The organism is Bradyrhizobium sp. UFLA05-153 (genome assembly GCF_054185185.1).
Map to the genome: position 1 here is coordinate 23,258 of NZ_JBBIAM010000038.1, position 26,997 is coordinate 50,254.

Genomic DNA, 26,997 nt, shown 5'->3' on the forward strand with positions numbered 1-26,997 from the left:
GAACGACAAATGATGGCCGGATATTACTGCAAATCTGAACGCGCGCGCACGCAGGTTAATGGTAGTTTCAAGCAGGAAATCCTTTAGGAATTGGGCTAATAGTGACGCATATTGCGGCATCACAATCAGGGGAGGCTCGCTAATGGCCGAGAGCACAAAACCCATCGAATACTCGCCGAGCTGGACCTTTTTCGAAGGCAAGTGGCACGAAGGCAACGTGCCGATCATGGGACCGCGCACGCATGGCGCCTGGCTGGGCTCGGTCGTGTTCGACGGTGCCCGTGCGTTCGAAGGCGTTGCGCCCGATCTCGATCGCCACGTCGCCCGTGCCAATCAATCCGCGATCAATTTTGGCCTCAAGCCGGTGGTCGACACCGACAGCTGGATGACGTTCGCGCGCGACGGCATTGCGCGCTTTGCGCCGAACGCCGAGCTCTACATCCGTCCGATGTACTGGGCGCAGAATGGCGCGGGCGGCGGCGTGCTGTTCGATCCCGAAACCACCAACTGGTGCCTGTGTATCTACGAGGCGCCGATGCCAAAGCCGGTCGGCAACGCGATCACGCTGTCGCCGTTCCGCCGGCCGACGGCGGAATGCGCGCCGGTCGAGGCGAAGGCGGCCTGCCTCTATCCGAACAATTCGCGCGCGCTCGCCGAAGCTGCCTCCCGCGGCTTCCAGAACGCCCTGATGCTGGACATGCTCGGCAATGTCGCGGAGTTCGGCAATTCCAACGTGTTTATGGCGAAAGACGGCGTGGTCTACACGCCGGCGCCGAACGGCACGTTCCTGAACGGCATCACGCGCCAGCGCGTGATCGGCCTGCTGCGTGCCGACGGCGTCACAGTGGTCGAGAAGACCTTGCGCTATGCCGATTTCCTCACCGCCGACGAGATCTTCTCGAGCGGCAACTTCGCCAAGGTCGCCCCCGTCATCCGTATCGACGAGCGCGAGCTGAAGCCGGGTCCGTTCTACACCAAGGCGCGCAAGCTCTATTGGGATTTTGCGCATGCCGTGAAGCTCGCGGCGTAGGACTGCTTACCTGAGCCTGCGAAAACGGCTGAACTGAAACGCCTGCGTCGAATCCCAGGGCGTGCGGTGGATGTCGTGACGCGTCTCCAGCAGCTCGAAATCCGGGCCGAGCTCTGTGGCGAGACTGTTGCCGTCATAGCGTTGCACCGGAAGGCCGCTGCATTTCTCGGGTCCGTCGAGCGCGAAGGTGCCGATGATGAGGTGACTGCCCTCGCAGACCGCCGACCGCAGGCGATCGATATACGCCTCCCGATCGGAAGGCTCGGTCAGGAAATGAAACGCGGCGCGGTCGTGCCAGATGTCGTATGTGCGTGACGGCCGCCATGTCGTGACGTCGGCAACGATCCAGTCGACGTGCGCCGCGGCAGGGCCGATGCGCGCCTTTGCAGTGTCCAGCGCATGGGCGGAAAGATCGAGCACCGCAATGGAACGATAGCCCTCCCGCAATAGCGCATCGACGAGGCGCGACGCGCCGCCGCCGATGTCGATGATGGCGGCGTCTCGTCCTGGATTGGCTGCGTGGATCATCTGAAGCGAGATGGCTGGGCTCTCCTGGAACCAGCTCACCTCGTTTTCGCCCTTGGTCGCGTAGACCTTTTCCCAATGTGTGCTGCGTTCGGACATGGGTTGGCTCCCCGTAATCGCTAGAGCTTACCACGTCGGCCGTGTCATTGGCCGTGAAAGGCGCGAGCTCGCCACACACCCAGCCGTCATCGCCCGGCTTGACCGGTTGAAACCGCCCAGTATTCCAGAGACAGTGATGGGATACGGACAGGCCGCGGCGTACTGGATGCCCCGGTCAAGCCGGGGCATGACGGTGGAGAGGGGGCAGACTTGCGATCTCTTGCCGCCCGCTGACCTCTACGGCCCGTACAGCACGAGCTCCGTGTCTGTGAGATCGGCCAGCTGCGGCCGGTGTGGGCCCTTGAAATATTTGCGGCCGCGCCGCTCGGTGTAGACGCCGGTGAGGCCGGGGATGGGACCGTTGGAATCGACGATGACAGAGATCTTGCCGAGCCGCAGCAGCAGGCGGCCGATGCGGCCGGTGCAGGTGACGAATTCGGCGACACTGCGGCAATAGATCAGTTGCATCGCCGGCGGCGCGATCCAGCCGCGGCGGATGCGCACCGGTTGCAGGATGAAGGGGAACACGCCCTTCGGCGTGCGGACCACAAGGCTCAGGCAATTGTAGCGCGCATGCCGCGTCAAAAGCTCGGTCTCGGCCTCGCCGAGGCCCTCGATTCGCTTGGCGTGCGGCGCGATCACCTCGATCTTGGTCCAGCGCGGCACGCGCGACAGCACCGGCACCGAGAAGAACAGGCCGCGGCAATAGGCTTTGAATCCCTGGGTCTCGATGATCGGCCAGGTCCACACCGCCGGGCTGATGTTGAGATAGGTCACGTCCTTGTGACGCTGCGCGATCTTGGTCAGCAGCGGCGCGTAGTTGCGGAACGCCGGCTCGACATACCAGCTCGACAGGTTGCAATGGATGGCGATGGCCTCGCCGTCCTTGCGCGCCGTGTAGATCAGAAGCAGCACGCCGACCGGCAGGCCTTCATTGTCGAGCATGTAGCCGAAGCGCGGATAGCCCTCGGGCACGGGCCGGAAGGCCTGCCTGCGCAGGCCCTGGATCCAGTAGTCGCGCGAGCGGCCGACAAAGCCGCGCGTCAAGAGGTCCGCGATGGCATCGACATCGGACTCCGTGATCTCGCGGCATCGGACCTTGGTGTGGATCACGCTCGTAATGCCCGTGGAAATGATCGGCCTCGTCGCTTAGCGCCAGCCTTCGACATGGGCGTCAGTCGCCACATGCGGCGACAGGCCCAGGATATCCCGCACCTTGGCGGGCCAGGCGGAAAGATCGGTGCCGTGGGTGTGGAACATCGCAACGGCGAGGCGGTCCATGCCGAAGGCGACGCAGCCCGTGTGGGCGGGCTCGCCATTGGCGTCCTGGATGCCCCAGGTCGTGCCGAAGTGCTCGCGATGATAGTTGAAGCTCATGCAGGCCGTCGGCTGCTCTTCCGAGCGCAGCGGGATGAGCAGCTCGAACTTGAGCTGCTGCTGCTTCTGGCTCACCGCCTTCATCTGGCCGACGCGGCCGAAGAAGGGATCGCTGGCATAGTCGACGCGGAAGGTGAGACCGAGATCACGTGCGATTGCCTGCGCGCGCACCATCCAGCGCTCGCGGAAATCGGCAACGTCATCGGGGCTGCCGATGCAGACATATTCGCGCATCCGGAACGATTGCAACCGGTCGAGATGACGCGACGGCTCGCGGCGGAAGCAGTCGGCGGCGACGTCGAAGCGCAGGCCGCCCTTCGGCAGCTGCCCGCGGCTCGCGGCGATCGGATAGACGGGATAGCAGGCCGCCGGTGACAGCACGAGATCGGCGGGCGAGAGCGATGTGGTCCAGTCGCCGCCGGCGTCGAAACGGCTCACGGCGGCGTTGATCTCGCGCTCGGTTCCATGCAGGCCGCAGACGCAGCCGAGCAGGTTCGGGAAGCTTTTGAGATAACCGGATTTCTCCAGCTGCGCCCGGCTCATGACCGGCGGAAAGCGCATCACCTCGGTGCCGGCCTCACGGTGCCGCGTGATCAGCGCGGCGAGCCGCTCCACGACATCCTCATAGAGCGCGGTGCGGGCGTAGACGCCGTCCGAACCCATGCGGTGGAACAGCACGTCGGTGAGATGGTCGAGCGGATCGATGGCTTGCGGCGCAGTGTCGGGCGAGGTCGGGAGAACGGCAACGTTCATGGCCAAAACTTCCTGTTATCTGCAATTCTTCTTGTTGGTCGCGTAGGCTCGTCGGTCTCGAAGGCTTGTCAGTCGCGAAGGCTTGCCGGCACGCCGCTCATCAAGGTCGAGGTCGCGGCGTTGGCAAGGATGCGGTCATTGTTGATCATGATCGGTGCGGACAGCACGTCACGTAAGTGGCGGCCCATGGTGAAGTCGCCGTCGTTGCGGTAGCCGGCAAGGCCGGTCGTGCGCATCGCGTGCATCACGGTCTCGACCGCAAGCTCGGAGGCCTGCACCTTGAGGAGCGTGATCGAAGACTGGAAATCGAGCGAGCCGAGCGCGCGCTCGTCATGCTCGTGATGGGCGAAGGCGTCGATATTGGAGGCGATCAGCGCGCGGAGCTTTGCCAGCGACATCTTCGCGGCGGTGAAATGGGCCGCTGCCGGCGGCATCTGCCCGCCGGAGGCACGTGCCGCCTTGCGGACGAATGCCTGCGCGCGCGTCACGGCGGCAGCCGCAACGCCGGCCCAGGCCGACGACCAGCACAGATGCGCGAACGGCGTCATCGTCTGTGCGTGGATCTTGTCATAGGATTCCGGGAAGACGCGGTCGGCGGGGCAGTCGACCCTCAGCTCGAAGCCGGTCGAGCAGGTGCCGCGCATGCCGAGCGTTTCCCAGCCCAGCGTCCGCTTCAGCGAATAATCGTCCTTGGCGAGCGCCAGCAGCACCTGGTCGGAGGCGACAGCATCACCCGCGCGGCGCGCGATGGTGACGAGGCCGTCGGCCTCCGCGCCGTAGGAGATCACGGTGGCATCGCGCGTCAACGCGATCATGTCACCTTCATGATCGACCGCGGCCGCGCTCGCGCGGATATTGCCGCCGTTCTGGCCTTCGGTGGTGGAGGAGGCGAGCAGCCACTGGTCGCGGCCGACCCGGCGCATCATGGTTTCCATCCAGGGAATGCCGTGGCCGTGTCTGATAACGCAGGCGACCTTCGTCGTATGCATCGCATAGATCATTGCGGTCGAAGCGCAGGCGCGCCCGAGCGTGTAGCAGATGTCGGTGACGTCGTAGATCGAGGCGCCGAAGCCGCCGAATTCGACGGGGATCATCACGCCGAGCAGTTTTTGTTCGCGCGCGGCGTCGAATGCCTTGTTGGGAAAGCGGCCGTCGCGATCGACGCTCTCGGCTTCGCCGGCGGCCACCGTCGCCATGCGCGCGGCGCGCTCCACCAGAGAAGGGCTGTGATCGAGAAAGCTTGCCTGAGCGTCGTCGACAGGTTGAAGGGCCGCTTCACGCACGTTCATGCTGGTTCGCCTCCGGTTCGTCGTTCGAGATCGGTCACGCCGTGACGATCATCCGACCATGTTTGCTTGGCCTGGAGGCTTACGGATTTAATTCAAATTCGTCGACGAAATTGAAGGTAAACAAGGCCTAATTCGGAACGAGCAGTTAAGACCTGGTTTTTTGCGCCACCGGACTTTCCGAGATCGCGTTAACAATGCAAGGAAGCCACGAGTTTTAGTCAATCTGAGTCATCGTTTACTAAGAAACGCGAGTTAAGAGTCGCGCCCATTGCGGGATCGGCCGGTCATGCCCATCGTAGACGGCGCTCCGGACCTTATCAGAGGATGGGATATTGCAGATGCAGGCGTTCGATACCGATGTGCGGGATCGCATCATCAAGCTGGTGAAGGGCATCCTCGAACAGAATTCGCTCGCCGCGGATGTGAAGCCGGGTGCGCGCCTCGTCGACATCGGCCTCACCTCGATGGACATGGTCAACCTGATGCTCGGCGTCGAAGCCGAGTTCGACTTCACCATCCCGCAATCCGAAATCACGCCGGAGAATTTCCAGTCGGTCGATACGCTGCATCGGATGGTGGCGAGCCAGTTGCAGCCGGCGACGGCGGCGTAGCCGAAGACCCCCGTCATTCCGGGGCGATGCGCAGCATCGAACTATGGTGCGCAATTGCGCACCTGAGAATCTCGAGATTCCGGGTTCGTCGCTAAGGCGATGCCCCGGAATGACGCCCTCAACGGGCGGCCTCCCCGTTCCAAATCGGTCCGAAAACTGGCATAGCTTAACCACGTTGCACATCGCGGACGGGGTGAAGCAGGCATGACGCAGGCGGTATTGGGCATCATCGGCGGCTCCGGCATCTACGACCTGCCGGGACTCGAGAGTGCGCACGAAGAGGTGATCGAAAGCCCCTGGGGCGAGCCGTCGGCGCCAGTCAGGCGCGGCACCATCGCCGGTCTGCCGATCGTGTTCCTGCCGCGGCATGACAAGGGCCACCGCCTGTCGCCCTCCGACATCAACTATCGTGCCAATATCGACGTCCTGAAGCGCGCCGGTGTTACCGACCTGGTGTCGCTGTCGGCCTGCGGTTCCTTCAAGGAGGAACTGCCGCCCGGCACCTTCGTGCTCATCGATCAGTTCGTCGACCGCACTCACAAGCGCGAGAGTTCGTTCTTCGGCAAGGGGTGCGTCGCGCATGTGTCGATGGCGCATCCGGTCTCGCCGCGGCTGCGTATCCATCTCGCGGCCGCCGCCGAAGCCGAAGGCATCGCAATCGCGCGCGGCGGCACCTATGTCTGCATGGAGGGGCCGCAATTCTCGACGCTTGCGGAAAGCATGACCTACAAGACGCTGGGTTATTCCGTGATCGGCATGACCAACATGCCCGAGGCCAAGCTCGCCCGCGAGGCGGAGATCTGCTACGCCACCGTTGCCATGGTGACGGACTTCGATTGCTGGCATCCCGATCACGACGCCGTCACCGTTCAGGATATCATCCGTGTTCTGACGTCGAACGCGGACAAGGCCAAGGCCCTGGTGGCGCGGCTGGCAAAGGATTTTCCGCGCGAGCATGAGCCGTGCCCGATCGGCTCGGACCGCGCGCTTGACACGGCGCTGATCACCGCGCCCGAGGCGCGTGATCCGGAACTTCTCAGGAAGCTCGATGCCGTGGCGGGACGCGTGCTCCGCGCATAGGACGAAAGGCAGAACGCCATGAAGGTCGACGGCAAGCATTATCGCAGCATCTGGCGCGAGCGCGACGGCTGGTCGGTCGGTGCCATCGACCAGCGCCGGCTGCCGCACGAATTCGTCATCGCCCGTCTCACCACGAGCGAGGAAGCGGCCGACGCTATCCGCACCATGCTGGTGCGTGGTGCTCCGCTGATCGGCGCCACGGCTGCATTCGGCATGGCGCTCGCCATGCGCGAGGATAGTTCGGATGCAGGGTTGATGCGCGCCTACGAGACGCTGGTGGTGGCGCGCCCCACAGCCATCAATCTCAAATGGGCGCTCGACGAGATGCGCGCCACGCTCGCGCCGATCGATCCCCTGGAGCGCGCCGAAGCGGCTTACGCGCGCGCCGACGAAATTCTGGAGCAAGATGTCGAGATCAACCGGGGCATTGCCCGCAATGGTCTCGAACTGATCGAGGCCATTGCCGCGAGAAAGAAACCAGGCGACACCATCAACGTGCTGACCCATTGCAATGCCGGCTGGCTTGCTACCGTCGACTGGGGCACCGCGACGGCGCCGATCTATCTGGCGCATGATCGCGGCATCAAGATCCATGTCTGGGTCGACGAGACCCGTCCGCGCAACCAGGGCGCCTCGATCACCGCCTGGGAGCTCGGGCACCACGGCGTGCCGCACACGGTGATCCCCGATAACACCGGCGGTCACTTGATGCAGCACGGCATGGTCGACCTTGCCATCGTCGGCACCGATCGCGTCGCGGCCAATGGCGACGTCTGCAACAAGATCGGCACTTACCTGAAGGCACTCGCCGCGCACGACAACAATGTGCCGTTCTACGTCGCGCTGCCGTCGCCGACGATCGATTTCGCGGTCAAGGACGGCATCCGCGACATCCCGATCGAGCAGCGCAGCGCCATCGAGGTCACCGACATGACCGGCCGCACCGCCGACGGGCGGCTCGAGACGGTGCGGATCGTGCCCGAGGGTTCGCCGGTCGCCAACTATGGCTTCGACGTGACGCCGGCGCGGCTGGTGACGGGCTTGATCACGGAGCGTGGCGTGCTGAAACCAGATCGCGCCTCGCTCGCCGCCGCCTTCCCGGAGCGGATTGCGACTGCGGCGGAGTAAAGCGCTTGACGAAGGAGGCCGCCGCAATCTCGTCATTGCGAGCGCAGCGAAGCAATCCAGAATCCCTCCGCGAAGACAGTCTGGATTGCTTCGTCGCTCCGCTCCTCGCAATGACGAGTTGAACTAGCCGAGCTTCAATCCCGTGGCTGCCTCGAGTTCCGCGATCGCCTGCGCGCCGCTTACGACCCTGATCGTCGTCATCCCCATCTCGCGCGCCGGCTTCAAATTGACGCCGAGATCGTCAAGATAGACGCAAGCGTTCGGATCGACCTGCAGCGCCTCGACCATCATGCTGTAGATCCGTGGATCCGGCTTGCGCAGGCCGATCTTGGCGGACTCGATGACGTGATCGAACAGCGCCATCACCTCGGCGACATAGAGTGTGCGGCCGGTCATGCTGCCGATGGCGTTGGCGGGAAGATTATTGGTGATGCAGCCGGTCTTGAAACGCGCCTTGATCCGCTTCAACGCCTCGACCATCTCAGGCCGCAGATTGCCTTGCAACAGCGGCAACACGTCGCGACCACGCACCTCCGCTCCCAGCGCAAGCGATTCCGCTGCGAACAGCCGGTCAAATGTCTCGATGTCGACCTCGGCGCGCTCGAACTTCGCCCAGGCGTTTTCGAGATGATTGGCGGCATTGGTGCGGCGGATGATGTCGGCGGGCAGGCCGCGCTCCTGCTCGAAGCGCGTGAAGGCCTCGAAGGGTGAGCTCGTCAACACGCCGCCAAAGTCAAAGATCACAGCCCCGATCGCCACCGTCCTGCCCTCGTCGATATCAGGTGAAAACCGCTAGCACGCTGCCGCCGCAACGGCCAGCACGAAGGATCTCTTTCAAGGCTCTCTTCTAAGCGTCTCTTGGCTAACGGCGTCCCAGCGGCTACCACACTAGCCCATGAACAAGACGTCGATCCTGCTCGCAGCGGCGGCGCTGCTCTTCACCGCACCCGCCCAGGCCATCGTCGGCGGCGGCACGCCGCAATCCGAAGGCGTCGCGCGTTCCATCGTCACGATCGTCGGATCGCGCGGCAATTTCTGCACCGGCAGCCTGATCGCAGCGAGGCTGGTGCTCACCGCAGCACACTGCGTGCAGCCCGGTGCGGAGTACAAGATCCTCGACTATGCCGCCGACCGCAAACCGCAATTGCAGAACGTGCGTGCGGTCGCGATCCATCCGAGCTTCAACATGCAGGCCATGCAGTCGCATCGCGCGACCGCCGATGTGGCGCTGTTGCAACTCGAAATTCCACTCAAAGGAAAATCAACATCGCAGATCGGTGCGCCGCAAATTCCGATTGTGGTCGGTGGCCGCTTCACCATCGCAGGCGTCGGCGTCACGGTGCCTGGCGACGGCAAGAGCGGCGGCATGACGCGCGTTGCGGGCCTCGTCGTGGCGGGCCAGCCCGGTACGCTGCAAATGAGGCTCGTGGACCCCGTAACCAACGGCGTTCGCGCCGGAATCGGCGCCTGCACCGGCGATTCCGGCGGTCCCGCGTTCGAGGACAAGCCGAACGGTCCCGTCGTCGTCGGCGTCATCAGCTGGTCGACGGGGCCGAATGGCAGCGCGGGCTGCGGCGGCTTGACCGGCGTCACGCCGCTCACGCTCTACCGCGACTGGATTCTGCAGACAGCGCGGAGCTGGGGTGCGGCGCTGTGATTTGATTGCGATTTGATCTATGCCATTTTGAAGCGGAAGCGCGGCGGGCGACCATGAACCCCTCGCGGAGGAAACGCGTCGCCTGATCAAGGGCGGCCTCAAAAGGCAAAGAATCAACAATGAATGTCGCCGTCCGTACTCAGCCCACCACGCAGCAAGTCACTGAACATTTCGATGTCCTGATCGTCGGCGCCGGCATTTCCGGCATCGGCAGCGCCTATCACCTGACAAAGCAGCTTCCTGGCACGAGCTTCGTCATCCTGGAAACCAAGGACAGCTTCGGCGGCACCTGGATCACGCACCGCTATCCCGGCATCCGGTCCGACAGCGATCTCCACACCTTCGGCTATCGCTTCAAGCCCTGGGTCGGACCGCCGATTGCGACTGCCGAGGAGATCCTCGCCTATATGAACGACGTGATCGAAGAGAACGATCTCGGCAAGCACATCCGCTACAAGCACAAGATCAATTCGGCACGCTGGTCGAGCGAAACCAATCGCTGGACCATCGAAGCGATAACGACCGATACCGGCGAGGCCAAGACCTTCACCGCGAATTTCCTCTGGATGTGTCAGGGCTATTATCGCCATTCCGAAGGTTATACGCCGGAATGGAAGGGCATGGACCGGTTCAAGGGCAGCATCGTCCATCCACAGAACTGGCCGGATGATCTCGATCTCACCGAGAAGAAGGTCGTGGTGATTGGTTCGGGTGCAACCGCTGCGACGCTGCTGCCGAATATCGCCGACAAATGCGCGCACGCCATCATGCTGCAGCGCTCTCCGACCTATTTCCGTATCGGCCGCAACGCCATCGAGATCGCAGAGGAATTGCGCAGGCTTCAGGTGGATGAGGAATGGATCCACGAGATCGTCCGGCGGAAAATCCTGTTCGAGCAGGACGCGTTCACGAAGCTCTGTGTCGCCAAGCCCGACCAGGTGAAGAAGGAGCTGATCGGGCAGATCTCCGCGATCCTCGGTCCGGACTACGATGTCGAGACGCATTTTACGCCGACATATCGGCCGTGGCGGCAGCGCATCGCCTTCGTGCCCGATGCCGATCTGTTCAAGGGCATCGCCAGCGGCAAGGCCTCGGTCGTCACCGACGAGATCGAATGCTTCGTCGAGGACGGCATCCAGCTCAAATCCGGCAAGCTGCTCGAGGCGGACGTCATCGTCACCGCGACCGGCTTCAATCTCGCCGCGCTCGGCGACATCGCCTTCGAAATCGACGGCAAGCCGCTCGCCTTCGGCGGCACGGTCACCTATCGCGGCATGATGTTCACGGGCGTGCCGAACATGGTCTGGGTCTTCGGCTATTTCCGCGCCAGCTGGACGCTGCGCGTCGATCTCGTCGCCGACTTCGTCTGCCGGCTGCTCGGCCATATGAAGGACAAGGGCGCCAAGAAGATCGAGGTCAAGCTGCGCCCCGAAGACCACAACATGCCGATCCTGCCCTGGATCGATCCGGAAAACTTCAACCCCGGCTACATGATGCGCAACATGGACCTGCTGCCGAAGCGCGGCGACAAGCCGGAATGGCAGCACAGCCAGGATTACTGGACCGAGAAGGACGAGATCCCGAGGACGGATCTGGACGACAAGGCGTTTGTCTACGGGTGAGGTAGGTGCGTCTAGCCCCACACTCTGCCGTCGTCCCGGCGAAGGCCTGGACCCAACCCCAGGGAAGAGTCGTGGCGTGTGCCAATAACCGCGAGTCTTCGCCAAACCATGCCCTGGGGTTGATCTGCGCTTGCTCTGCTCGCTTGTCCGGGGCGACGCGTAGCGTCACTGCTTCTGCTGCTGCGGCTTGCGCGGCGGGCGAGGGGCTACCGGCGTGCCGGCCATCTTGTTGGCGGCTTCGCTGATGTCGAGGAGGGTGCGGCGCCCGTCCTCGATGAAGCTCGCCGACTTCTTCTTCATGGTGTCGGCTAGCTCGCGCAGTCCCTTCACTTTCTCGAACAGCTCGTCGGCCTTGCCGTCGGCGAAGCCGGGTACGACGTTTTCGATCTTCGTGACCGCATTGTCGAAACTCGCGAAGCCCTTGTCGATCTTGCCCATCACGGCGTCGATCTCTTCGCCCTTGCCCTTGAGGTCGGCGGTATAGTCTTCGAATGTGCGCAGGCCGTCCTTGATCGCGCCCGAGTTGCTCACGATCATGCGGTCGACATTGTGCAGGGTCTCGACGATCGACTCGGCGTCGCTGAGATCGGCCGTCAGCACAGGAATGCCGTCTTCATCCAGCGGCACGGGCGGTGCCGAGGGCGCGCCGCCGATCAGCGAGATCGCGGCGATGCCGGTCAGGCCCTGGAACTCGATGCCCGCCACGGTGTCCTTGCGGATCGGCGCTGCGTTATCGAGCATGACGAGCGCGACGATCTTGCGCGGATTGTCGAGCTTGATCGAGAGGATCTGGCCGGCCGGCACGCCGTCGAAATTCACCGGGCCGCCCCGGCGTAGGCCGCTGGCCGAGCCGCCCTCGAACACCACGCGCAGCTGGCTGCGGCTCTGGGCCGCGCGATATTTCTGCACGCCAAGCAGCCCGCCGAACGCCACGGCGATCGCCAGCAGCGTCACGGTTCCGATCATCAAATTACGTCTGCGCGCCATTATCCGTTCCGACCCGCGCCCCGCCGCCGAGGAAAGCGGAGCCGCGCGCCGATTTTATGGGCAAAGCGCGGCCAGTGGAAGCCGATCAATGCCCGGCCGCGCGCCGGGCGGCCGCGTTGTTCAGGACGATCAATGCGTCTACGGCGACACCGGTCCTGGCATTGATCAGGAAGGGGTTGACGTCGATCGAGGCGATCCGGTCGCCGGCGTCCGCGATCAGGTTGGAGAGGCCGACCAGGGCCTTCACGACGGAGGCCTCGTCCAGCTTCGGCTTGCCGCGATAGCCGCGCATCTTGACGCCAGCCTTGGTGCGGCCGATCAACTGCCGTGCCTCCGCCGCATTGAGCGGCGCGCCGGCCAACGCGACGTCCTTCATCAGCTCGATGTCGACGCCGCCGGTGCCGAACAGCACCACCGGTCCCATCTCGGCGTCGAGCGCGGCGCCGACCACGAGCTCGAGATCGGCCTTGACCTGCTGAGCGATCAGGATGCCGTCGAGCCTGGGCTTGCGCTTCAGCTTCTTGACCCGCGCGGTGATGTCGTTGAACGCCTGCTTCACCTCGTTCGCGCTGTTGAGATTGAGCACGACGCCGCCGATGTCGGACTTGTGCAGGATCTCGGCGCTCACGACCTTGGCGACCACGGGGAAACCGATCTGCTTGGCGATCTTCACGGCCTCGGCCGGCGTCTGCGCGATCCCTTCCTTGGAAATCGGGATGCCGTAGGCCTTCAACAGCTTCTTCGATGCGACCTCATCGAGCGCGGCGCCGTTCGCCGCCTTCAGCGTCTTCTCCAGCAAGGCGCGCGCCGCGCGCTTCGAGCTTGCGACGACATCGGGCACTTCCTTGGCGAGCTTTGCATAGTCGAGCAGCGACTTGATCGCGGTCACCGCGCGGTCGAGGCCCTGCATCACTGCGATATGCGGCAGCGATTTGCGCAAGGCTTTTGTAAAATCGGTGAATCCGATCGACATCGCGCTGATGTAGATTACCGGCTTTGCAGCCTGGCTCGCCATCTCGTTGACGATGCGCAGGTTACGCTCGCGCTGCTCATGCGGCGCCTTCGGCAGCTCGGCGTCGATGATGACGATGTCGATGTCGGGATCATCGATCATCAGCTTGATCGATCTCATGTAGACGGAGGGATCGACCACTGCGGCAAAGCCGGCGTCGAGCGGATTGCCGACGATCGAGCCGGGACCCAGCATCTTTGCGAGCTCGCCGCTGACATGCGGGCTCAGCGGCGCAAAGTCGAGCCCGGCCGCGTAGAAGGCATCGATCAGGAGCCCGCGCTTGCCGCCCGAGAGCGTCACCGCCGCAAGGCGATTGCCTTTCGGCACAGTGCTGTGCACGAAGCATTCCGTGGTCTCGATCAGCTCGTCGAGACCGCGCACCCGTATCACGCCCTCGCGCGTTGCGATCGCGTCGAAGGTTTCGATGGAGCCCGCAAGCGCGCCGGTATGCGCCATTGCCGCCGCCCGGCCGCCTTCGGAGGCGCCGAGCTTGAGCGCAATCACCGGTTTGCTGGCGGCACGCGCCGCCTTGCAGGCATCGCGAAACGCCTTGGTGTTGCGCACGCCCTCGAGATAGACGACAATCACGCGGATGCTCGGATCCTCGGCGAAATAGCGCATGAGGTCCGGTGTCTCGAGTCCGGCCTCGTTGCCCGTTGTCACCATGTAGCCGACGCCGACGCCGCGATCCTCCAGCGCCTGGCGGATCGCCATCACGATGGCCCCGGATTGTCCGGCGATCGCCACCGCGCCCTGGTCCATGGTGACGACGCGATCGTCGATATTGGTGAAGAGGTTTTCGCCGGCGCTTAAGTTGCCGAGGCAGTTCGGCCCGGTGACGGCGAGCCCGGTCTCGCGTATCGCCTGCTGCAATTCGCTAGCGAGTTTCTGGCTCTCCTCGTCCTGCAACTCGCTGAAGCCCGAGGTGACGATGGTGGCCGAGCGCGCGCCGGCTGCGGCCGCGTCGCGGATCACCTGCACGGCGAAGCGCGCCGGCACCAGCACCAGCACGTGATCGGGCCTTTCGGGAAGGCTTGCAAAATCCTTGTAGCAGGTCACGCCCCAGATCGTTTCGCGCTTCGCGTTGATCGGAAACAGCGAGCCTGCGAATCTGTACTTGATCAGGTTGTTCCAGATGCGCTCGGCGTAGTTGCCGGGCTTGTCGGTGGCGCCGACCAGCACGATGTTGCGCGGATGCAGCATCGCGTGGATACCCTTCACGACGTCGCTGACATCGGGAGCTGGAGACCATGGCAGGGCGGTTGCAGCGGTTACCTTTGCTTCCATGGTTCCTCACCTTGTTCTTCTTGGCGTGCGTTCTTGTTGGCACGTCCGCTTTTGTAGGGTGAGTTCGAACGAGTGGCAACCGCGCGGCGCGTATGCCGCCGCGCGGAATAGGCCTGCCTCAATCAGTATTTCAGGAGACCGAGTTTGTAGCCGTAGTGATAGGCGATCTGGAGCGCGAGATAGGGGGCGATGACACGGCGGATCTCGGCCTGCGTCGGATCGAAGCCCAGCACGCGCCGCCGCAGAATTCCCATCTCCTTGACGCCCACCGCATAGGTGGCGGCGGTCTTCTGCGCATCGTGGATGCGGAAGCACGATAAGAAGCGCGGCAGTCGAACGAATTTGAAGCCCGCCGCCTGCGCGCGAAGGATGAAGTCCCAGTCCAGCGCAAAATGGAAACTTTCGTCGATCGGCCCGACCTTGTCCCACACCCGCTTGCGCCAGAACATGGTCTCCTGCGGAATGTAGTCGGCATATCTGAGCGTCTTGCCGTGATAGGGCGGCAGCACGGCCCGGCCGACCTCCAGCCCGTCGCGATCGACGAACACGCGATGCCCATAGACGATGTCGACGTCCGGATGCGACATGAAATAGTTGGCGACATAGGCGAGCGTGCCGGGCAGCAGCATGTCGTCGCTGTTGAGGTAGGCCATGATCTCGCAGTCGATGCCGGAAAAGCCGATATTGATGGCGTTGGACTGGCCCTTGTCGGGCTCGCTGCACCAGCTCAGGCCGTTGCCGCGCCTGCTCAGCAGCTCAGCCGTTCCGTCGATCGAGGCGCCATCCTGCACGTGATAGTGTAGGTTCGGATAGTTCTGGTTGAGGATGCTGTCGATGGTGGCGTCGAGATAGTGCACGTGATTGTAGCTCGGCGTCACCATCGCGATGCGCGGTGCGTTCGCGGGCGCCGATGGCGCGGGCTGAAAGCCGTTCGCGTTGAGCAGGCGCGGCGGATATTGCTCGAACGTCCACATCGGCGGTCGTCGCCAGAGACTGCGCAGCGACTCCCGTCGTTGTCCCGCGGCGATGAGATGCTGGTTTCTCTCCAGAAGTGCGATACGGCCTTCGATCTGATCGAGCTGTTGCAAGACCTTCTGCTTGAATTCGTCGTCCATCAATAAAGTTCCGCAACAGGAATGCAGTATCAAAAATCGCCCCGGCGAAGCCGCTCGCCACAAGTCGTTCTCTATAGGTCTACTGCCGGAGACGCCAGTTCAGTTCCTCGCTCAAAACGGAGTGCCGGAAGCCATGGTTAGAAGCCATCGTTAATTGTGCGCAACATGAGAAGCTCTCACCAGACCTCCCTGGGTCTTGAGGGCGAGGCGATGCCGGCCAGCAGCACGGCCAGGATGCCGGTCAGGAAGATGCCGTCGAACGTGCCGGCACCGCCGATCGAAGCGACGGGGGCGCCGAGACTGCCGATCTTGTCGAGGTTGAGCAGATCGGCGCCGATCAGGGTGCCCATCGAGCCGCCGATATAGGCGAGCGGCGCGGCATATTCGCGCGACAGCAGGAAGGCCAGGATCGCCGTGGCTACGACCGGCGCGAAGACAGGAACCGCGATGCCGACACCCTGCACCGGCGTCGCCATCATGTGGATGACGAAGGCGATCGCGATCACCGCGATCGCAGCTTTCAGCCAGAGCTGGTAGCGGAGCACGAGATAGCTCGACATCAATGTCGGGATCACGGCGCCGCCGACATTCACCGCAAGCACCGTGCCCGGCCATTGCGTCACCAGCGGCACCACATAGCGCATGCCGAAGAAATCGACGATCTCGCCCGAGCGCACCGCCTTTCCCGGCAGCACCGTGATCGGGATGTTGAAATAGCTGCCGACCAGCGAGCCGAACAACAGCAGCAGCGCAACTCCCGGGCCGACGCCAAGCTTCATATAGGCATAGCGCAGGATGCGGAGCTGGATCAGGATGATCAGCCCCGCGAACAGCAGTACCAGGATAGAAAACAGGCCCAGTGTGATCGGCAGGTACTGAACTTGTGAATGCATGGTCACACGGCTGGATCTGGAAGTAGTATGCCTGCTGCCAGCATCTCACGGGACGGCGGCGATGACAAACCTAGCTGCCGGTTCCAATCAGCGTCGCGTGCAGGATGTAGCGGTCCGGGCCTGAGGTGAGCGCGTCGAACGGCCAGCAGGTCGACAGCACGAGCTCGTAGCCTTGTGTATTGGGATCGATACCCGAAGCGTCGAAGCGCACCACGGCCGAGGCGTCGGCCCGGTAGTGGAAGCGCTTGCCGTCGCTGCGCGTGAGCTCGATCTCGTCACCAACGACAACATCTTGCAGGAAACGGAAATGCGTGTCGCGATGCGCCGCGTAGACGGCGACGCCGCGCTCGCCGGCATCTGCGGTCTGTTCGACATGTCCGGGACCGAAGGCGAGCGCCTGGCCGCTGCTGCCGGCGAGCACGATGGCGCTGGCGCCGATCCGCTTCACCTCGATCCGTGCCACCGGCCACGTATCCGCCCATGACCACGGCTTGGTCGGTTGACCGCTTGCGATGCTCTTGGTGAACGCGCGCTCCAGCAGCACCTGCGCCAGCCATGCCTTGGCGTGGATATAGGCGCCGTCGCCGAACAGGATGACGCCGACGAGGGCCAGGATAAGGGAGGAGATGATGCGGCGCATGAGTGTTCACTCTCTCGTCATTGCGAGCGGAGCGAAGCAATCCAGACTGCATCCGCGGCGGCAGTCTGGATTGCTTCGTCGCTTCGCTCCTCGCAATGACGGTGCTGAGAAAAAAGGCGCGCGCGGCTGTTTGGGGCGGGTGACGGGCAGCCGCGCGCGCTGAAGGAGAGAAGGTGGCTGAGACCTCCTCTTTCACCCGGCGTCAGTGAGCAAGGGCTGACGCCGGTTGAACAGGAACAGGACCAGGCTGAGCAACAACACGATCAGTCCTGCGGTCATCTTCAACTCGGCCGAGGTGGCCGTCTTCGGCAGGCGGATCGTGTCGGCGGCCGCAGGCGTCGGGCGCCGCGCGGTCGGCTGGGTGCTCGCATCCGCATGACGCTCCTTCAGCTGCGTCGGCACTTGCTGCGGCCGTTCGCCGAACACCTTTTCGAAGTCCCAGCCGGCCGGCAGGTTGATCGGCAGCTCACTGAGCTTGAGCGGTTCGCCTTCGGGGCGGCTCGGCGTCTTGTCGATGGCGACGAGGCTCGTCAGCCGGGTGACGATCTGGTGCTCCAGCGCCAGTCGCAAGATGGTCTTGTCGGCATCGTCGGGGCTCATCTCGCGCATGGTGCGCGCGACCTCTGCGTCACCGATCTTGCGATTGGCCCAGAGCTTTGACAGACCCTTGCCCTCGGCGGCGTTCTGCAGAGGCAGCGTCACCGACCATGGCCGGTCACCGACGCGCCCCTTGATCTCGAGCGAGCCCGCAAGCTTGTCGAGCTTTGCCGCGAGCACCAGCGGCTCGTCGCGATAGACATCGGGAATGATCGCCGGCGTGATATCGGCCGAGGCATCCGAGAACTTGGCGGAGAGGCCGGTCACGGCCGGATTTTCCAGCTTGGCGAACAGGCCGCGCATGCGCTCCTCGACCTGCTCGACCGAACCGATATGGGTGAAGGCGCCGCGTCCAAGCTCGGAGGCGCGGGTCATCAGATAGGTGTTGGGCGCAGAGCCGATGCCCACCATGAAGACGCGCGAGCGGCCACGCATCGCCGTGATCGTTTCGAACAATTGCTGCTCGTTGCCGATCGCGCCGTCCGTCAGGAATACGACCTGGCGGACCATGCTGGTGTCGCCGAGACTGTCGGTCAGTGCGGCGCGCATCGCCGGCACCATCTCGGTGCCGCCACGCGCCTGAAGCGCGTCCACGAAAGCGGTTGCCTGCCGCACATGCTCGGCATCGGCGGGCACCGACGTCGTGAACAGCACGTCCATGGTGTCGTCGAAGCGGATGACGTTGAAACGATCATTCGGCTGGAGGCGTGAGAGCGCGTAGTTGAGGCTCGCCTTGGCCTGGATGATCGACGTGCCGCCCATCGAGCCGGAATTGTCGATCACGAACACGACTTCGCGCGGCAACGGTTTTTGCGTCGCTTGCTCGACCGACGGCGGGGTCACGAAGGCAAGCAGGTAATCGGCGTCGCCGACATGCTCGCGGAACAGGCCGACCGAGGGCGCTTTCTCGGCTGCGGGCTTCCAGGATAGCTCGAAATCGCGGTCCGCGGGCACGGTCCCGTCGGCAAGACGAACGATCCGCGTTGCATTGTCGGGGCTCTCGATCTTGACGGCGTGGTGATGGCTCTTGACCTCGCCGAGCGCGAAGCCGCCCTGGAGCCGAACCGTGATGCTGGTCGGATTGACCGGCGGATTCCTGGCGGGATCCAGCACGGGCGGCGAGACACGGTCACGATCCGGCACCGGGTCGGTCTTGCTCGCGCCCCAGCCAGAGCCGTCGGGACGGAAATCGACGCTCTGCACGATCGGCGTCGGATTGTACCGCGGCCCGACCACGAGCGGTACGCGCAGCGAATATTCGTTGCCGGACTGGTGCACCGGCTCCTGATATTCGATCTGCACCAGCACGGTTTCACCCGGGCCGATATTGGCAACCGAGTTGGTGAAGATGTTCGGCCGTTCCTGTTCGGTGAGTGCGGCCTTCTGGCCGTCCCGGCGCGCCTGCTCGTAGATCACGCGCGCCTGCTGCCGTTCCTTGATGTCGCCGACGATGACGCGGTCGCCGACTACCATCTTCAGAGTGTCGACCGCGCCGTTGGTGGCCATCGGATACACGTAGGTTGCCTCGACCCAGTTCTTCGAGGGATTCCTGAACACCTGCGTGACGCGGGCGCGCAGCGTCGGGCCGGAGACGGTGATGTCGACGTCGATGCCGAGTCGGACGGCCTCCGTGGTGGCGCCGTCGTCCTTCAGAAACAGCGTCCCCGAGCGGGTCTCGCCGGGCTGCAGCAGGCTTGCCTGCTCTGACGTGGCCGACCAGCTCGGCACGAAGCTCACGAGCAGGGCCACGAAGGCGATCAGGATCACGGCAACGCCCTGCGCCAGCAGAAACAGCCCCAGATTGATCAGCTTTCGCAGCAAGGGGTGCTCGTCACTGTCGGTCTCGTCATAAATGCTCATCTCATCTGCTCCCGAAGCACGTTTGGCTGGCCTCTATTTCGGCCTCGGAGCCCTGATTTCGCGAGCAGAATGATCGGCAATGTTCGGCCGCCGGCCACCCGGGCCGGCCGTCGTGGAGACGGCCCTGTGCGGTTTTGTGCTGATTTGTCCGGCCTGCTAGAATGTCCGTCTGGAGCAGGGAATGACGATGCAGACGCCGGACAAGCAGCTTACCGACGAGCAAAGCCGCGAGGTCGCCGAGAAAATCCGCGAGGAGCTCGCCAAGCGGCGCATCTCCCGGCAGGCGCTGGCCGAGCAGGCCAAGCTCAGCCTGTCGACGCTGGAGAAGGTGCTGGGCGGCCGGCGCCCGTTCACGCTGGCGACCACGGTGCGGCTGGAGCAGGCCCTGGGGGTCGCCTTGCGGAAAAATCACGCCGCGCCGCCGGCGCCTGCCGCAGGCAACGATGTCGCGCCCGACAGTCTCGGCTCCTATTCGCACCGCGCGGTGACCTGGCTCGAGGACGTCTACATCACGCTGCGGCCGTCATTCGGCGATAAGGATGCGCTCTTTGCCTATCGCACCGAGATCGTCTGGGAGCCGAAAGTTTCGTCGCTGGTCTTCCGCGAGGGTGAGCGCACCGACGCCGCCTATGAGCACACCGGCGAGGTCGCCGTTCCCCATCAGTCCGGCTTCATATATCTCGTCATCAACCGGCACGGTCAGCATCGCGTGATCACGGTGTCGCGGCCGACGGTGGCCGGCGAGATGTATGGCATCATCTCGACGCTGCGTGCCGGCCCCGGCTCGCAGCTGACGCCGATTGCGGCGCCGATCGCGCTCGTGCCCGCGCGAAACGTCAAGACGCCGACCTTGGGACGGATTGCTCCCGACAATATCAACTACGCGCTGTACCGTGACCATCTGCGCCGCACGGTGGACGAGTCATTCGCGCTGTTCCTTCCGGTCTAGCGGCTCTTTCGTCCCGGCATTGCCTTTTTATTGAATCTATTTGCCAGTGTCATTCATGCCCAGTCCGCAAGCCGCGCCCGACGCCGAGCGTCCGCTGTTCTCCGTCATCATTCCGCTTGAATTTCACCGCGGGCAGTGGGAGCAGTCATGGCAGGGCTGGATGTCGCAGACCATCGCGCGCCAGCTTTACGAGATCATCCTGGTCGTGCCGCCGGACTTTTCGCCGCGTGAAAATCTGTCCGCGCTTGCTGGCGGTGAGGCGCGGCTCGAATTCTCCGATTCGGCTCATGACATCGGCCTTTGCGCGATCGGCGCGGCGAGGGCGCGCGGGAAATATCTGTTCTTCACGGAATCGCACTGCTGGCCGGAGCCCGATGTGCTCGCGCTGTGTGTCCGCGCCTTCGAGGAGCATCCCGAGTGGTCGGGCTTTTCCTGCAAGTCGATTCCGGTCTGCCGCAACCGCCTGTCGGAGGCGGAGGCCGCGATGTACCAGGCCGACATCGATTTCGGCATGAAGGTACATCCCTGGCGCAAGGTGCTGGACCAATGCTTCGTGACGCGCCGCGAGGCCTATGAGGAATGTGGCGGCCTGCGCGAGGAGCTCGGCCATTTCGCCGAATGGGTGCTCGCAGCCGCCTACCATGCGCGCGGCCACGTCATCGGTTATCTCGAGGAGGCGCGCTTCCATCATTACTACATCGGACGGCTGTCCGACCTGAAGACGTTCACGCTCGATTTCGTGGAAGGCGAGATCCGCTACCTCAGCGAAGGACGACGTGAACCCGGCAGCGAGCTTCTGGACATTCCGGTCGAATGGAGCAGTCAGGACGATTTCGATCCCGCACTTGCGCGAAGCGCGCTTCGCGCCTTGGTGCTTGATGGCCGTGCATGGTCGAGGCGGCCTCACGAGACATGGCGCGGCTTCCGGCGCTGGGTCGGACCTGCGTTGTTTGGCAACCTCTCGGCGCGCGGTGCGGCGCGGCTCGCTGCGGCCTATGCCCGCTGCGTCCTGACCGCGCTGGCGCGTGTCGGCTCGCGCGAGAGCATCGCGCGCTGGATGAAGCGTTACATTGCGGCCCTGATCGATTTTCAGCGTCTCGATTGCATCCGCCGCGTTCGCGAGGCTGGAGGTGGTCCCTTGCAGCGGTTGGGCGATCCTGTGCTCGCGCAGGCCGGCTTCAATGCGGTGGAGACCTGGCAGGGCCGCGCCTTCCGCTGGAGTGAGCCCGAAGCCGCGGTCCGGATCAGCGCGCGGCCCGGCCGCAACGTGGTTCGTGTTCAATGCCTCAATGTCCGCGAACCCTTTAATCGAATCGGGCTTCGCTTCTATCTCGACGGCGAACGTATCGCGGAGCGATCGATCGCGATCCATGAGGATGGCTTCGAACTGCGCCTTGAGCTGCCATCGCCCGGTGAGGCCACGCTGGCATGGACCTGCCCGCGCTTTGCGGCCGTGGGCGATTCGCGCCGCCTCGGCCTGCCGGTGGTGGCGATCGAAGTGGCGAGCGACGTGCAGCCGCGCGAGGCTTGACGCTCAGGCGGTCGCGGCCTTGTCGACTTCCGAAGCCGCCGAAAATTCCTTTCGCAGCGTCGGCTTGTGGATCTTGCCGGTGGCGTTGCGCGGCAGCGCGTCGACGAAGCGGACCTGGCGCGGGCATTTGAAGCGCGCGAGATTGGCAGCGCAGTGCGCGAAGATGTCCGCTTCGCTCAAGCGTTGTCCCGGCTTGACCGCAACGATGGCAAGGCCAACCTCGCCCCATTGCGCATCGGGAATGCCGATCACGGCTGCTTCGGCAATCGCGCTGAGCTGATGCAGGACGTTCTCGACCTCGGCCGGATAGACGTTCTCGCCGCCGGAAATGTACATGTCCTTCCAGCGATCGACGATGTAGTAAAAGCCCTCCTGGTCGACGCGCGTCGCATCGCCCGTATGCAGCCAGCCGTCGGTGAAGGAGGATTTGTTGGCCTCCGGCCGGTTCCAGTAGCCGGGCGTGATGTTCGGTCCCTTCACCCAGAGCTCGCCTAGCTCGCCGACATCCGCATCGCGGCCGTCCGGCCGCACGATCCGCACCTCCGTGTGCAGCACCGGCTTGCCGGCGGAACCGGCTTTGCGCGCCGCGTCCTCGCGATCGAGCACCAGCACGGCCGGCGAGGTCTCGGTCATGCCATAGCCCTGCTGAAGCGCGACGCCGCGCGCCTCCCAGACCTTCAAGAGCGGCACCGGCATCGGCGCGCCGCCGACGCCGCAGGTGGCCAGCCGGCTCAGATCGGTGGTCGCGAAGGCCGGATGCTGCGCCATGAACTGGTAGATCGCGGGCACGCCGAAGAAGACGTTGATGCCTTGCGCGGGATCGCCGAGCAGCTGCAGCGCGAGGGCGGGATCGAAGGCGCGCATGATCAGCACGGTGCCGCCGGCATGCAGCGCGGGGTTGGTGTAGCAGTTGAGCCCGCCGGTGTGGAACAGCGGCAGCACAGTGAGCAGCACCGTGGACGGCCCGATGCCGGCAGGGCCACCGAGATTGACGCAATTCCAGAACGTCATGCCATGGGTGATGGTCGCGCCCTTGGGATGGCCCGTGGTGCCCGAGGTGTACATGATGGTCGAGATATCATCGAGCGTCACCTGCTCGACCCTGTCGAGCGGCTTTGCCGTCGCGATGCCGGCTTCGTACGAGGCTCCTGGGCCAAGCAGCAGCGTCGTGCCGACGCCGCAGAGTTTTGTCACCGCAAGGGCGGTGTCGGCGAGATCGCGGTCATGAACCATCACCTTCGGCGCGCAATCGGCGACGATGAATTGCAATTCGGGAACGGTGAGGCGGGTGTTCAGCGGCACGAACACCGCGCCGAGCCGGAAGCAGGCGAACTGCACCTCCAGCGTGTCGGTCGTGTTCTGCGCCAGCACCGTAACGCGATCGCCGCGCGAGACCTTCAGGCTGTCGCGCAGATGTGTGGCGAGGCGCGAGATCCGTGCATCGAATTGCGCGTAGCTGAAGCGGCGCTCGCTTGCGAGGTCGTGGACCGCGATCTTGTCTGGCGCGCGGCGGCTATGATGGGCGATCCAGTCGTAATGGCGAACGGTCAAGTGTCCCTCCATTTGCGGTCGTGCGCTGCCTGCCCGTCATGCCGTGAAACATGCCCAGGCCAGCCCCGAGGGGCCGGCCGGAGTTTTGTGCAAGTTTCTTTTTTGGTTCGGAGTTGGTCCGCGAGGGGCTAAACTGTCTTGCGTTGAGTTGCTGGAGCGTGGCCCGACCGAAGTCGGGTGTCCCAAGCCAGCCACTCGACGCAAGTGGGCGGGTGGTGTTCCGGCCATGGTGGCAACAAGAATCGCCGCCAGCGAAAGCGACCACGCGATGACGAGCCCGTTCTATACCGCTGAGCACGACGCCTTCCGCGCCGTGATGCGCCGCTTCGTCGAAAAGGAGATCGAGCCCCAAGCCCATGAATGGGACGAGGCCGGCGAATTCCCGCGCGTGCTGTATCGCAAGGCCGCGGAGATCGGCCTCTTGGGGCTTGGGTTCCCCGAGGAATTTGGCGGCGTCCCCGCCGACCAGTTCATGAGGATCGTGGCGAGCCAGGAGCTGGCGCGGGCCGGTGCCGGCGGCATCAGTGCGTCGCTGATGAGCCACACTATCGGCGCGCCGCCGATTGCGCGCGCGGGCCGTGCCGAGATCAAGGCCAGGGTGCTGCCGCCGATCCTTGCCGGCGAAAAGATCTCCGCGCTCGGGATCACCGAGCCGAGCGGCGGCTCCGACGTCGCGAACCTCCGCACCAGAGCGCGGCGTGATGGCGATCACTACGTCGTGAGCGGTGAGAAGACGTTCATCACCTCAGGCATGCGCGCCGACTATCTGACCGTTACCGTGCGCACGGGCGGCGAGGGCGCCGGCGGCGTCAGCCTGCTGCTGATTGAGGGCGATACGCCCGGCCTGTCGCGCACCAAGCTGAAGAAGATGGGCTGGTGGGCGTCGGACACCGCGACGCTGCATTTCGACGAGTGCCGCGTGCCGGCCGAGAACCTGATCGGCGAAGAAGGGCAGGGCTTCAAGATCATCATGCAAAACTTCAACAGCGAGCGCATGGGCATGGCGGCCGGCTGCACGGCCTTTGCCCACGTCTGCCTCGATGAGGCGATCGCCTATGCGAAGGAACGAAAGACGTTCGGCAAGCCGCTTGCCCAGCACCAGGTGATCCGCCACAAGATCGTCGACATGGCGCAGAAGGTCGCAGCCAGCCAAGCGATGCTGGAAATGCTGGCCTGGCGGCTCGAGCAGGGCGAGAGCCCGGTGGCCGAAATCTGCATGATGAAGAACCAGGCCACGCAGACCATGGCGTTCTGCGCCTCGGAAGCAGTGCAGATCTTTGGCGGTGCCGGCTTCATGCGCGGCATCAAGGCCGAGCGCATCTACCGCGAGGTCAAGGTCAACGCCATCGGCGGCGGCACCGAGGAGATCATGAAGGATCTGGCGTCGCGGCAGATGGGGTTGTGATCTTCACCGTCCTTCCGGGGCGACGCGAAGCGTCGAACCCGGAATCTCGATATTTTGGACTCATATCTGGATTCCGGGTTCGCACTTCGCGCGCCCCGGAATGACGAAGGGAAAGAAATGCTGTTCACCGCCGACCACGACGACATCCGCCGCTCCTTGCAAAAATTCATCGCCAACGAGATCAATCCTCATGTCGATGAATGGGAGAAGGCCGACATCTTCCCGGCGCACGAGTTGTTCAAGAAGATAGGCAGCCTCGGCTTCCTCGGGCTGAACAAGCCGGTCGAGTTCGGCGGCTCGGGCCTCGATTACTCCTACGCGCTGATGATGGCGGAGGAACTGGGGGCCATCACCTGCGGCGGGGTGCCGATGGCGATCGGGGTACAGACCGATATGGCGACGCCGGCGCTGGCTCGCTTCGGCTCCGACGAGGTGCGGCGCGAGTTCCTCGCGCCGTCGATCGCTGGCGACTATGTCGCCTGCATCGGCGTCTCCGAACCCGGCGCAGGCTCTGACGTCGCCTCGATCAAGACCAATGCGCGCTCGGACGGTGATGACTATGTCATCAACGGCGGCAAGATGTGGATCACCAACGGCGCCCAGGCCGATTGGATCTGCCTGCTCGCCAACACCGGCGACGGGCCCGTTCACCGCAACAAGTCGCTGATCTGCGTCCCCATGAAGAGCAGGGGCGTCACGGTGGCCCGTAAGCTCGACAAGATGGGCATGCGCTCCTCCGACACCGCGCAGATCTTCTTCGACAATGTCCGAGTGCCCAGGCGCAACCGGATCGGCGAGGAGGGCAAGGGATTTACCTACCAGATGATCCAGTTCCAGGAGGAGCGGCTGTGGGGCGCGGCCGCCTGCCTAAAGGCGCACGAATACATCATCAACGAGACGATCGAATATACCCGCAACCGCAAGGCCTTCGGCCAGAGCATCCTTGACAACCAGATCGTGCACTTCAAGCTTGCGGAGATGCAGACCGAGGTCGAGTTGTTGCGCGCGCTGGTCTATCGTGCGGGCGAGGCGCTGGTGGCGGGCGAGGACGTGACGAAGCTTGCAACCATGGCCAAGCTGAAGGCCGGCCGCTTGGGACGTGAGCTCACCGATGCCTGCCTGCAATATTGGGGCGGAATGGGCTTTACCAACGAGACGCCGGTCAGCCGCGCCTATCGTGACAGCCGCCTGACCTCGATCGGCGGCGGCGCCGATGAGGTCATGCTGATGGTCTTGTGCAAGATGATGGGAACGCTGCCCGGCAGCTTTAAGGTTTGAGCATGATCTTTTCGGAAAACCGCTGCACACTTTTCCGGATCATGCTCTAGGGGAAACGCCTGATGATCACGCTCTACCACTGCGACGCTGCGCGCTCCTTCCGCCCGCTCTGGATGCTGGAGGAGATGGGCCTGCCCTATGAGCTGAAGATGCTGCCGTTCCCGCCGCGCGTCTTTGCCAGGGAGTACCTCGCGATCAATCCGCTGGGCACGATTCCCTATCTGATCGATGGCGAGACGCGGATGACGGAATCGTCCGGCATCTGCCACTATCTCGGCACCCGATACGGGCCGACGCCGCTGATGGTCGATGCCAATGATCCCGATTTCGGCGCCTTCCTGAACTGGATGTATTTCAGCGATGCGACGTTAACCTTCCCACAGACGCTGGTGCTCCGTTACGCCCAGCTCGAGCCGGAGGAACGGCGCAATCCGCAGGTCGCCGGCGACTATGCAAAATGGTTCCTCGGGCGCCTGCGCGCGGTCGAGGCAGCGACTGCCAATACCGAGGCCTTGTGCGCCGGCCGTTTCACCGCCGCCGACATCGTGATCGGCTATGCCCTGCGGCTTGCAGAAAGCATCGGCCTTTCGCGGGATTTCGGGCCAAATGTCGCAGCCTATTGGGCGCGGCTGCAACGGCGCGAGGGTTTCAAACGCGCGGTGGCGGCGGAACAGAAGGCCGGCATCGAGCAGAAGGTCGCGCCGAGGCTGAGGGCGTAACG

At 64.0% G+C, this 26,997-nt stretch carries 23 protein-coding genes; 11 read left to right on the forward strand and 12 right to left on the reverse strand.

What is annotated here, in order from left to right:
• Positions 1-142: 142 nt before the first annotated feature.
• Entirely contained in the window at positions 143-1,030 is an 888-nt protein-coding gene (locus Q2941_RS22690; RefSeq protein WP_458193782.1) for a branched-chain amino acid aminotransferase, read from the forward strand.
• A 6-nt stretch (positions 1,031-1,036) separates the two neighbouring features.
• On the opposite strand, the gene Q2941_RS22695 is transcribed toward Q2941_RS22690, so the two are convergent.
• The 4 genes from Q2941_RS22695 to Q2941_RS22710 form a co-directional block, all read right to left on the reverse strand.
• Positions 1,037-1,654 carry a class I SAM-dependent methyltransferase gene (locus tag Q2941_RS22695; protein WP_458193783.1) on the reverse strand — a complete coding sequence of 206 codons (618 nt, stop codon included), beginning with the start codon at positions 1,652-1,654 and terminating at the stop codon, positions 1,037-1,039.
• A gap of 237 nt (positions 1,655-1,891) precedes the next feature.
• On the reverse strand, positions 1,892-2,767 hold the full coding sequence (locus tag Q2941_RS22700) for an acyl-CoA acyltransferase (RefSeq protein WP_458193784.1): 876 nt from the start codon (positions 2,765-2,767) through the stop codon (positions 1,892-1,894).
• A gap of 36 nt (positions 2,768-2,803) precedes the next feature.
• A complete protein-coding gene (locus Q2941_RS22705) occupies positions 2,804-3,784 on the reverse strand; it encodes an amino acid--[acyl-carrier-protein] ligase (RefSeq protein WP_027521651.1) in 981 nt (326 codons plus the stop codon).
• A gap of 68 nt (positions 3,785-3,852) precedes the next feature.
• On the reverse strand, positions 3,853-5,073 hold the full coding sequence (locus tag Q2941_RS22710) for an acyl-CoA dehydrogenase family protein (protein WP_458193785.1): 1,221 nt from the start codon (positions 5,071-5,073) through the stop codon (positions 3,853-3,855).
• A 338-nt stretch (positions 5,074-5,411) separates the two neighbouring features.
• Between Q2941_RS22710 and Q2941_RS22715 the strand changes: the two genes are divergently transcribed.
• The 3 genes from Q2941_RS22715 to mtnA all read left to right on the forward strand — a co-directional run bounded on the left by Q2941_RS22715 (position 5,412) and on the right by mtnA (position 7,892).
• Positions 5,412-5,684, forward strand: a complete 273-nt coding sequence (locus Q2941_RS22715; RefSeq protein WP_027521649.1) for a phosphopantetheine-binding protein — start codon at positions 5,412-5,414, stop codon at positions 5,682-5,684.
• A 204-nt stretch (positions 5,685-5,888) separates the two neighbouring features.
• Positions 5,889-6,764 (forward strand): S-methyl-5'-thioadenosine phosphorylase, encoded by an 876-nt coding sequence (locus Q2941_RS22720; protein ID WP_027521648.1) that lies wholly within the window; start codon positions 5,889-5,891, stop codon positions 6,762-6,764.
• Positions 6,765-6,782: 18 nt separating this feature from the next.
• Entirely contained in the window at positions 6,783-7,892 is a 1,110-nt protein-coding gene (mtnA, locus tag Q2941_RS22725) for an S-methyl-5-thioribose-1-phosphate isomerase (protein ID WP_027521647.1), read from the forward strand.
• A 123-nt stretch (positions 7,893-8,015) separates the two neighbouring features.
• On the opposite strand, the gene Q2941_RS22730 is transcribed toward mtnA, so the two are convergent.
• Entirely contained in the window at positions 8,016-8,651 is a 636-nt protein-coding gene (locus Q2941_RS22730; RefSeq protein ID WP_254109335.1) for an HAD-IA family hydrolase, read from the reverse strand.
• Positions 8,652-8,787: 136 nt separating this feature from the next.
• On the opposite strand from Q2941_RS22730, the gene Q2941_RS22735 reads away from it, so the two are divergent.
• Both Q2941_RS22735 and Q2941_RS22740 read left to right on the forward strand, forming a co-directional pair.
• Positions 8,788-9,549: a S1 family peptidase gene (locus Q2941_RS22735; RefSeq protein ID WP_027521645.1), complete on the forward strand. Its 762-nt coding sequence runs from the start codon at positions 8,788-8,790 to the stop codon at positions 9,547-9,549.
• A 119-nt stretch (positions 9,550-9,668) separates the two neighbouring features.
• A complete protein-coding gene (locus Q2941_RS22740) occupies positions 9,669-11,171 on the forward strand; it encodes a flavin-containing monooxygenase (RefSeq protein WP_458193787.1) in 1,503 nt (500 codons plus the stop codon).
• Between the two features lie 165 nt (positions 11,172-11,336).
• On the opposite strand, the gene Q2941_RS22745 is transcribed toward Q2941_RS22740, so the two are convergent.
• The 6 genes from Q2941_RS22745 to Q2941_RS22770 all read right to left on the reverse strand — a co-directional run bounded on the left by Q2941_RS22745 (position 11,337) and on the right by Q2941_RS22770 (position 19,562).
• Entirely contained in the window at positions 11,337-12,158 is an 822-nt protein-coding gene (locus Q2941_RS22745) for an MlaD family protein (protein WP_027521643.1), read from the reverse strand.
• An 85-nt stretch (positions 12,159-12,243) separates the two neighbouring features.
• Complete coding sequence (locus tag Q2941_RS22750; RefSeq protein WP_458193788.1) at positions 12,244-14,457, reverse strand: acetate--CoA ligase family protein; 2,214 nt, start codon at positions 14,455-14,457, stop codon at positions 12,244-12,246.
• Between the two features lie 122 nt (positions 14,458-14,579).
• Complete coding sequence (locus tag Q2941_RS22755; RefSeq protein ID WP_458193789.1) at positions 14,580-15,572, reverse strand: glycosyltransferase family 2 protein; 993 nt, start codon at positions 15,570-15,572, stop codon at positions 14,580-14,582.
• Positions 15,573-15,748: 176 nt separating this feature from the next.
• A complete protein-coding gene (locus Q2941_RS22760; protein ID WP_458193790.1) occupies positions 15,749-16,465 on the reverse strand; it encodes a DUF1614 domain-containing protein in 717 nt (238 codons plus the stop codon).
• Positions 16,466-16,535: 70 nt separating this feature from the next.
• On the reverse strand, positions 16,536-17,105 hold the full coding sequence (locus tag Q2941_RS22765; RefSeq protein WP_458193791.1) for a class GN sortase: 570 nt from the start codon (positions 17,103-17,105) through the stop codon (positions 16,536-16,538).
• 192 nt (positions 17,106-17,297) lie between these two features.
• Positions 17,298-19,562, reverse strand: a complete 2,265-nt coding sequence (locus Q2941_RS22770; RefSeq protein WP_458193792.1) for a marine proteobacterial sortase target protein — start codon at positions 19,560-19,562, stop codon at positions 17,298-17,300.
• A gap of 181 nt (positions 19,563-19,743) precedes the next feature.
• Between Q2941_RS22770 and Q2941_RS22775 the strand changes: the two genes are divergently transcribed.
• Positions 19,744-20,511 (forward strand): helix-turn-helix domain-containing protein, encoded by a 768-nt coding sequence (locus Q2941_RS22775; RefSeq protein ID WP_156944122.1) that lies wholly within the window; start codon positions 19,744-19,746, stop codon positions 20,509-20,511.
• Positions 20,512-20,566: 55 nt separating this feature from the next.
• The gene (locus Q2941_RS22780) at positions 20,567-22,042 is read left to right on the forward strand and encodes a glycosyltransferase family 2 protein (protein ID WP_458193793.1); all 1,476 of its coding nucleotides are present in this window, start codon (positions 20,567-20,569) and stop codon (positions 22,040-22,042) included.
• A 3-nt stretch (positions 22,043-22,045) separates the two neighbouring features.
• Here the strand turns inward: Q2941_RS22780 and Q2941_RS22785 are convergent, their stop codons facing one another.
• Positions 22,046-23,593 (reverse strand): acyl-CoA synthetase, encoded by a 1,548-nt coding sequence (locus Q2941_RS22785; RefSeq protein ID WP_027521635.1) that lies wholly within the window; start codon positions 23,591-23,593, stop codon positions 22,046-22,048.
• Positions 23,594-23,861: 268 nt separating this feature from the next.
• Here Q2941_RS22785 and Q2941_RS22790 point away from each other — a divergent pair, with 268 nt between their 5' ends.
• From Q2941_RS22790 to Q2941_RS22800, 3 genes are all read left to right on the forward strand, one after another.
• Positions 23,862-24,998 carry an acyl-CoA dehydrogenase family protein gene (locus Q2941_RS22790; RefSeq protein WP_458193804.1) on the forward strand — a complete coding sequence of 379 codons (1,137 nt, stop codon included), beginning with the start codon at positions 23,862-23,864 and terminating at the stop codon, positions 24,996-24,998.
• A gap of 117 nt (positions 24,999-25,115) precedes the next feature.
• Positions 25,116-26,276 (forward strand): acyl-CoA dehydrogenase family protein, encoded by a 1,161-nt coding sequence (locus tag Q2941_RS22795; RefSeq protein ID WP_458193794.1) that lies wholly within the window; start codon positions 25,116-25,118, stop codon positions 26,274-26,276.
• 62 nt (positions 26,277-26,338) lie between these two features.
• The gene (locus Q2941_RS22800) at positions 26,339-26,995 is read left to right on the forward strand and encodes a glutathione S-transferase family protein (protein ID WP_254109328.1); all 657 of its coding nucleotides are present in this window, start codon (positions 26,339-26,341) and stop codon (positions 26,993-26,995) included.
• Positions 26,996-26,997: the final 2 nt, after the last annotated feature.

Bases quoted from the DNA above. Each gene is read 5' to 3' on its own strand.
- Q2941_RS22690 (WP_458193782.1), top strand. From the start codon at position 143: ATGGCCGAGAGCACAAAACCCATCGAATACTCGCCGAGCTGGACCTTT.
- Q2941_RS22695 (WP_458193783.1), bottom strand. From the start codon at position 1,654: ATGTCCGAACGCAGCACACATTGGGAAAAGGTCTACGCGACCAAGGGC.
- Q2941_RS22705 (WP_027521651.1), bottom strand. From the start codon at position 3,784: ATGAACGTTGCCGTTCTCCCGACCTCGCCCGACACTGCGCCGCAAGCC.
- Q2941_RS22710 (WP_458193785.1), bottom strand. From the start codon at position 5,073: ATGAACGTGCGTGAAGCGGCCCTTCAACCTGTCGACGACGCTCAGGCA.
- Q2941_RS22715 (WP_027521649.1), top strand. From the start codon at position 5,412: ATGCAGGCGTTCGATACCGATGTGCGGGATCGCATCATCAAGCTGGTG.
- Q2941_RS22720 (WP_027521648.1), top strand. From the start codon at position 5,889: ATGACGCAGGCGGTATTGGGCATCATCGGCGGCTCCGGCATCTACGAC.
- mtnA (WP_027521647.1), top strand. From the start codon at position 6,783: ATGAAGGTCGACGGCAAGCATTATCGCAGCATCTGGCGCGAGCGCGAC.
- Q2941_RS22735 (WP_027521645.1), top strand. From the start codon at position 8,788: ATGAACAAGACGTCGATCCTGCTCGCAGCGGCGGCGCTGCTCTTCACC.
- Q2941_RS22740 (WP_458193787.1), top strand. From the start codon at position 9,669: ATGAATGTCGCCGTCCGTACTCAGCCCACCACGCAGCAAGTCACTGAA.
- Q2941_RS22745 (WP_027521643.1), bottom strand. From the start codon at position 12,158: ATGGCGCGCAGACGTAATTTGATGATCGGAACCGTGACGCTGCTGGCG.
- Q2941_RS22750 (WP_458193788.1), bottom strand. From the start codon at position 14,457: ATGGAAGCAAAGGTAACCGCTGCAACCGCCCTGCCATGGTCTCCAGCT.
- Q2941_RS22755 (WP_458193789.1), bottom strand. From the start codon at position 15,572: ATGGACGACGAATTCAAGCAGAAGGTCTTGCAACAGCTCGATCAGATC.
- Q2941_RS22760 (WP_458193790.1), bottom strand. From the start codon at position 16,465: ATGCATTCACAAGTTCAGTACCTGCCGATCACACTGGGCCTGTTTTCT.
- Q2941_RS22765 (WP_458193791.1), bottom strand. From the start codon at position 17,105: ATGCGCCGCATCATCTCCTCCCTTATCCTGGCCCTCGTCGGCGTCATC.
- Q2941_RS22770 (WP_458193792.1), bottom strand. From the start codon at position 19,562: ATGAGCATTTATGACGAGACCGACAGTGACGAGCACCCCTTGCTGCGA.
- Q2941_RS22775 (WP_156944122.1), top strand. From the start codon at position 19,744: ATGACGATGCAGACGCCGGACAAGCAGCTTACCGACGAGCAAAGCCGC.
- Q2941_RS22780 (WP_458193793.1), top strand. From the start codon at position 20,567: ATGCCCAGTCCGCAAGCCGCGCCCGACGCCGAGCGTCCGCTGTTCTCC.
- Q2941_RS22790 (WP_458193804.1), top strand. From the start codon at position 23,862: ATGACGAGCCCGTTCTATACCGCTGAGCACGACGCCTTCCGCGCCGTG.
- Q2941_RS22795 (WP_458193794.1), top strand. From the start codon at position 25,116: ATGCTGTTCACCGCCGACCACGACGACATCCGCCGCTCCTTGCAAAAA.
- Q2941_RS22800 (WP_254109328.1), top strand. From the start codon at position 26,339: ATGATCACGCTCTACCACTGCGACGCTGCGCGCTCCTTCCGCCCGCTC.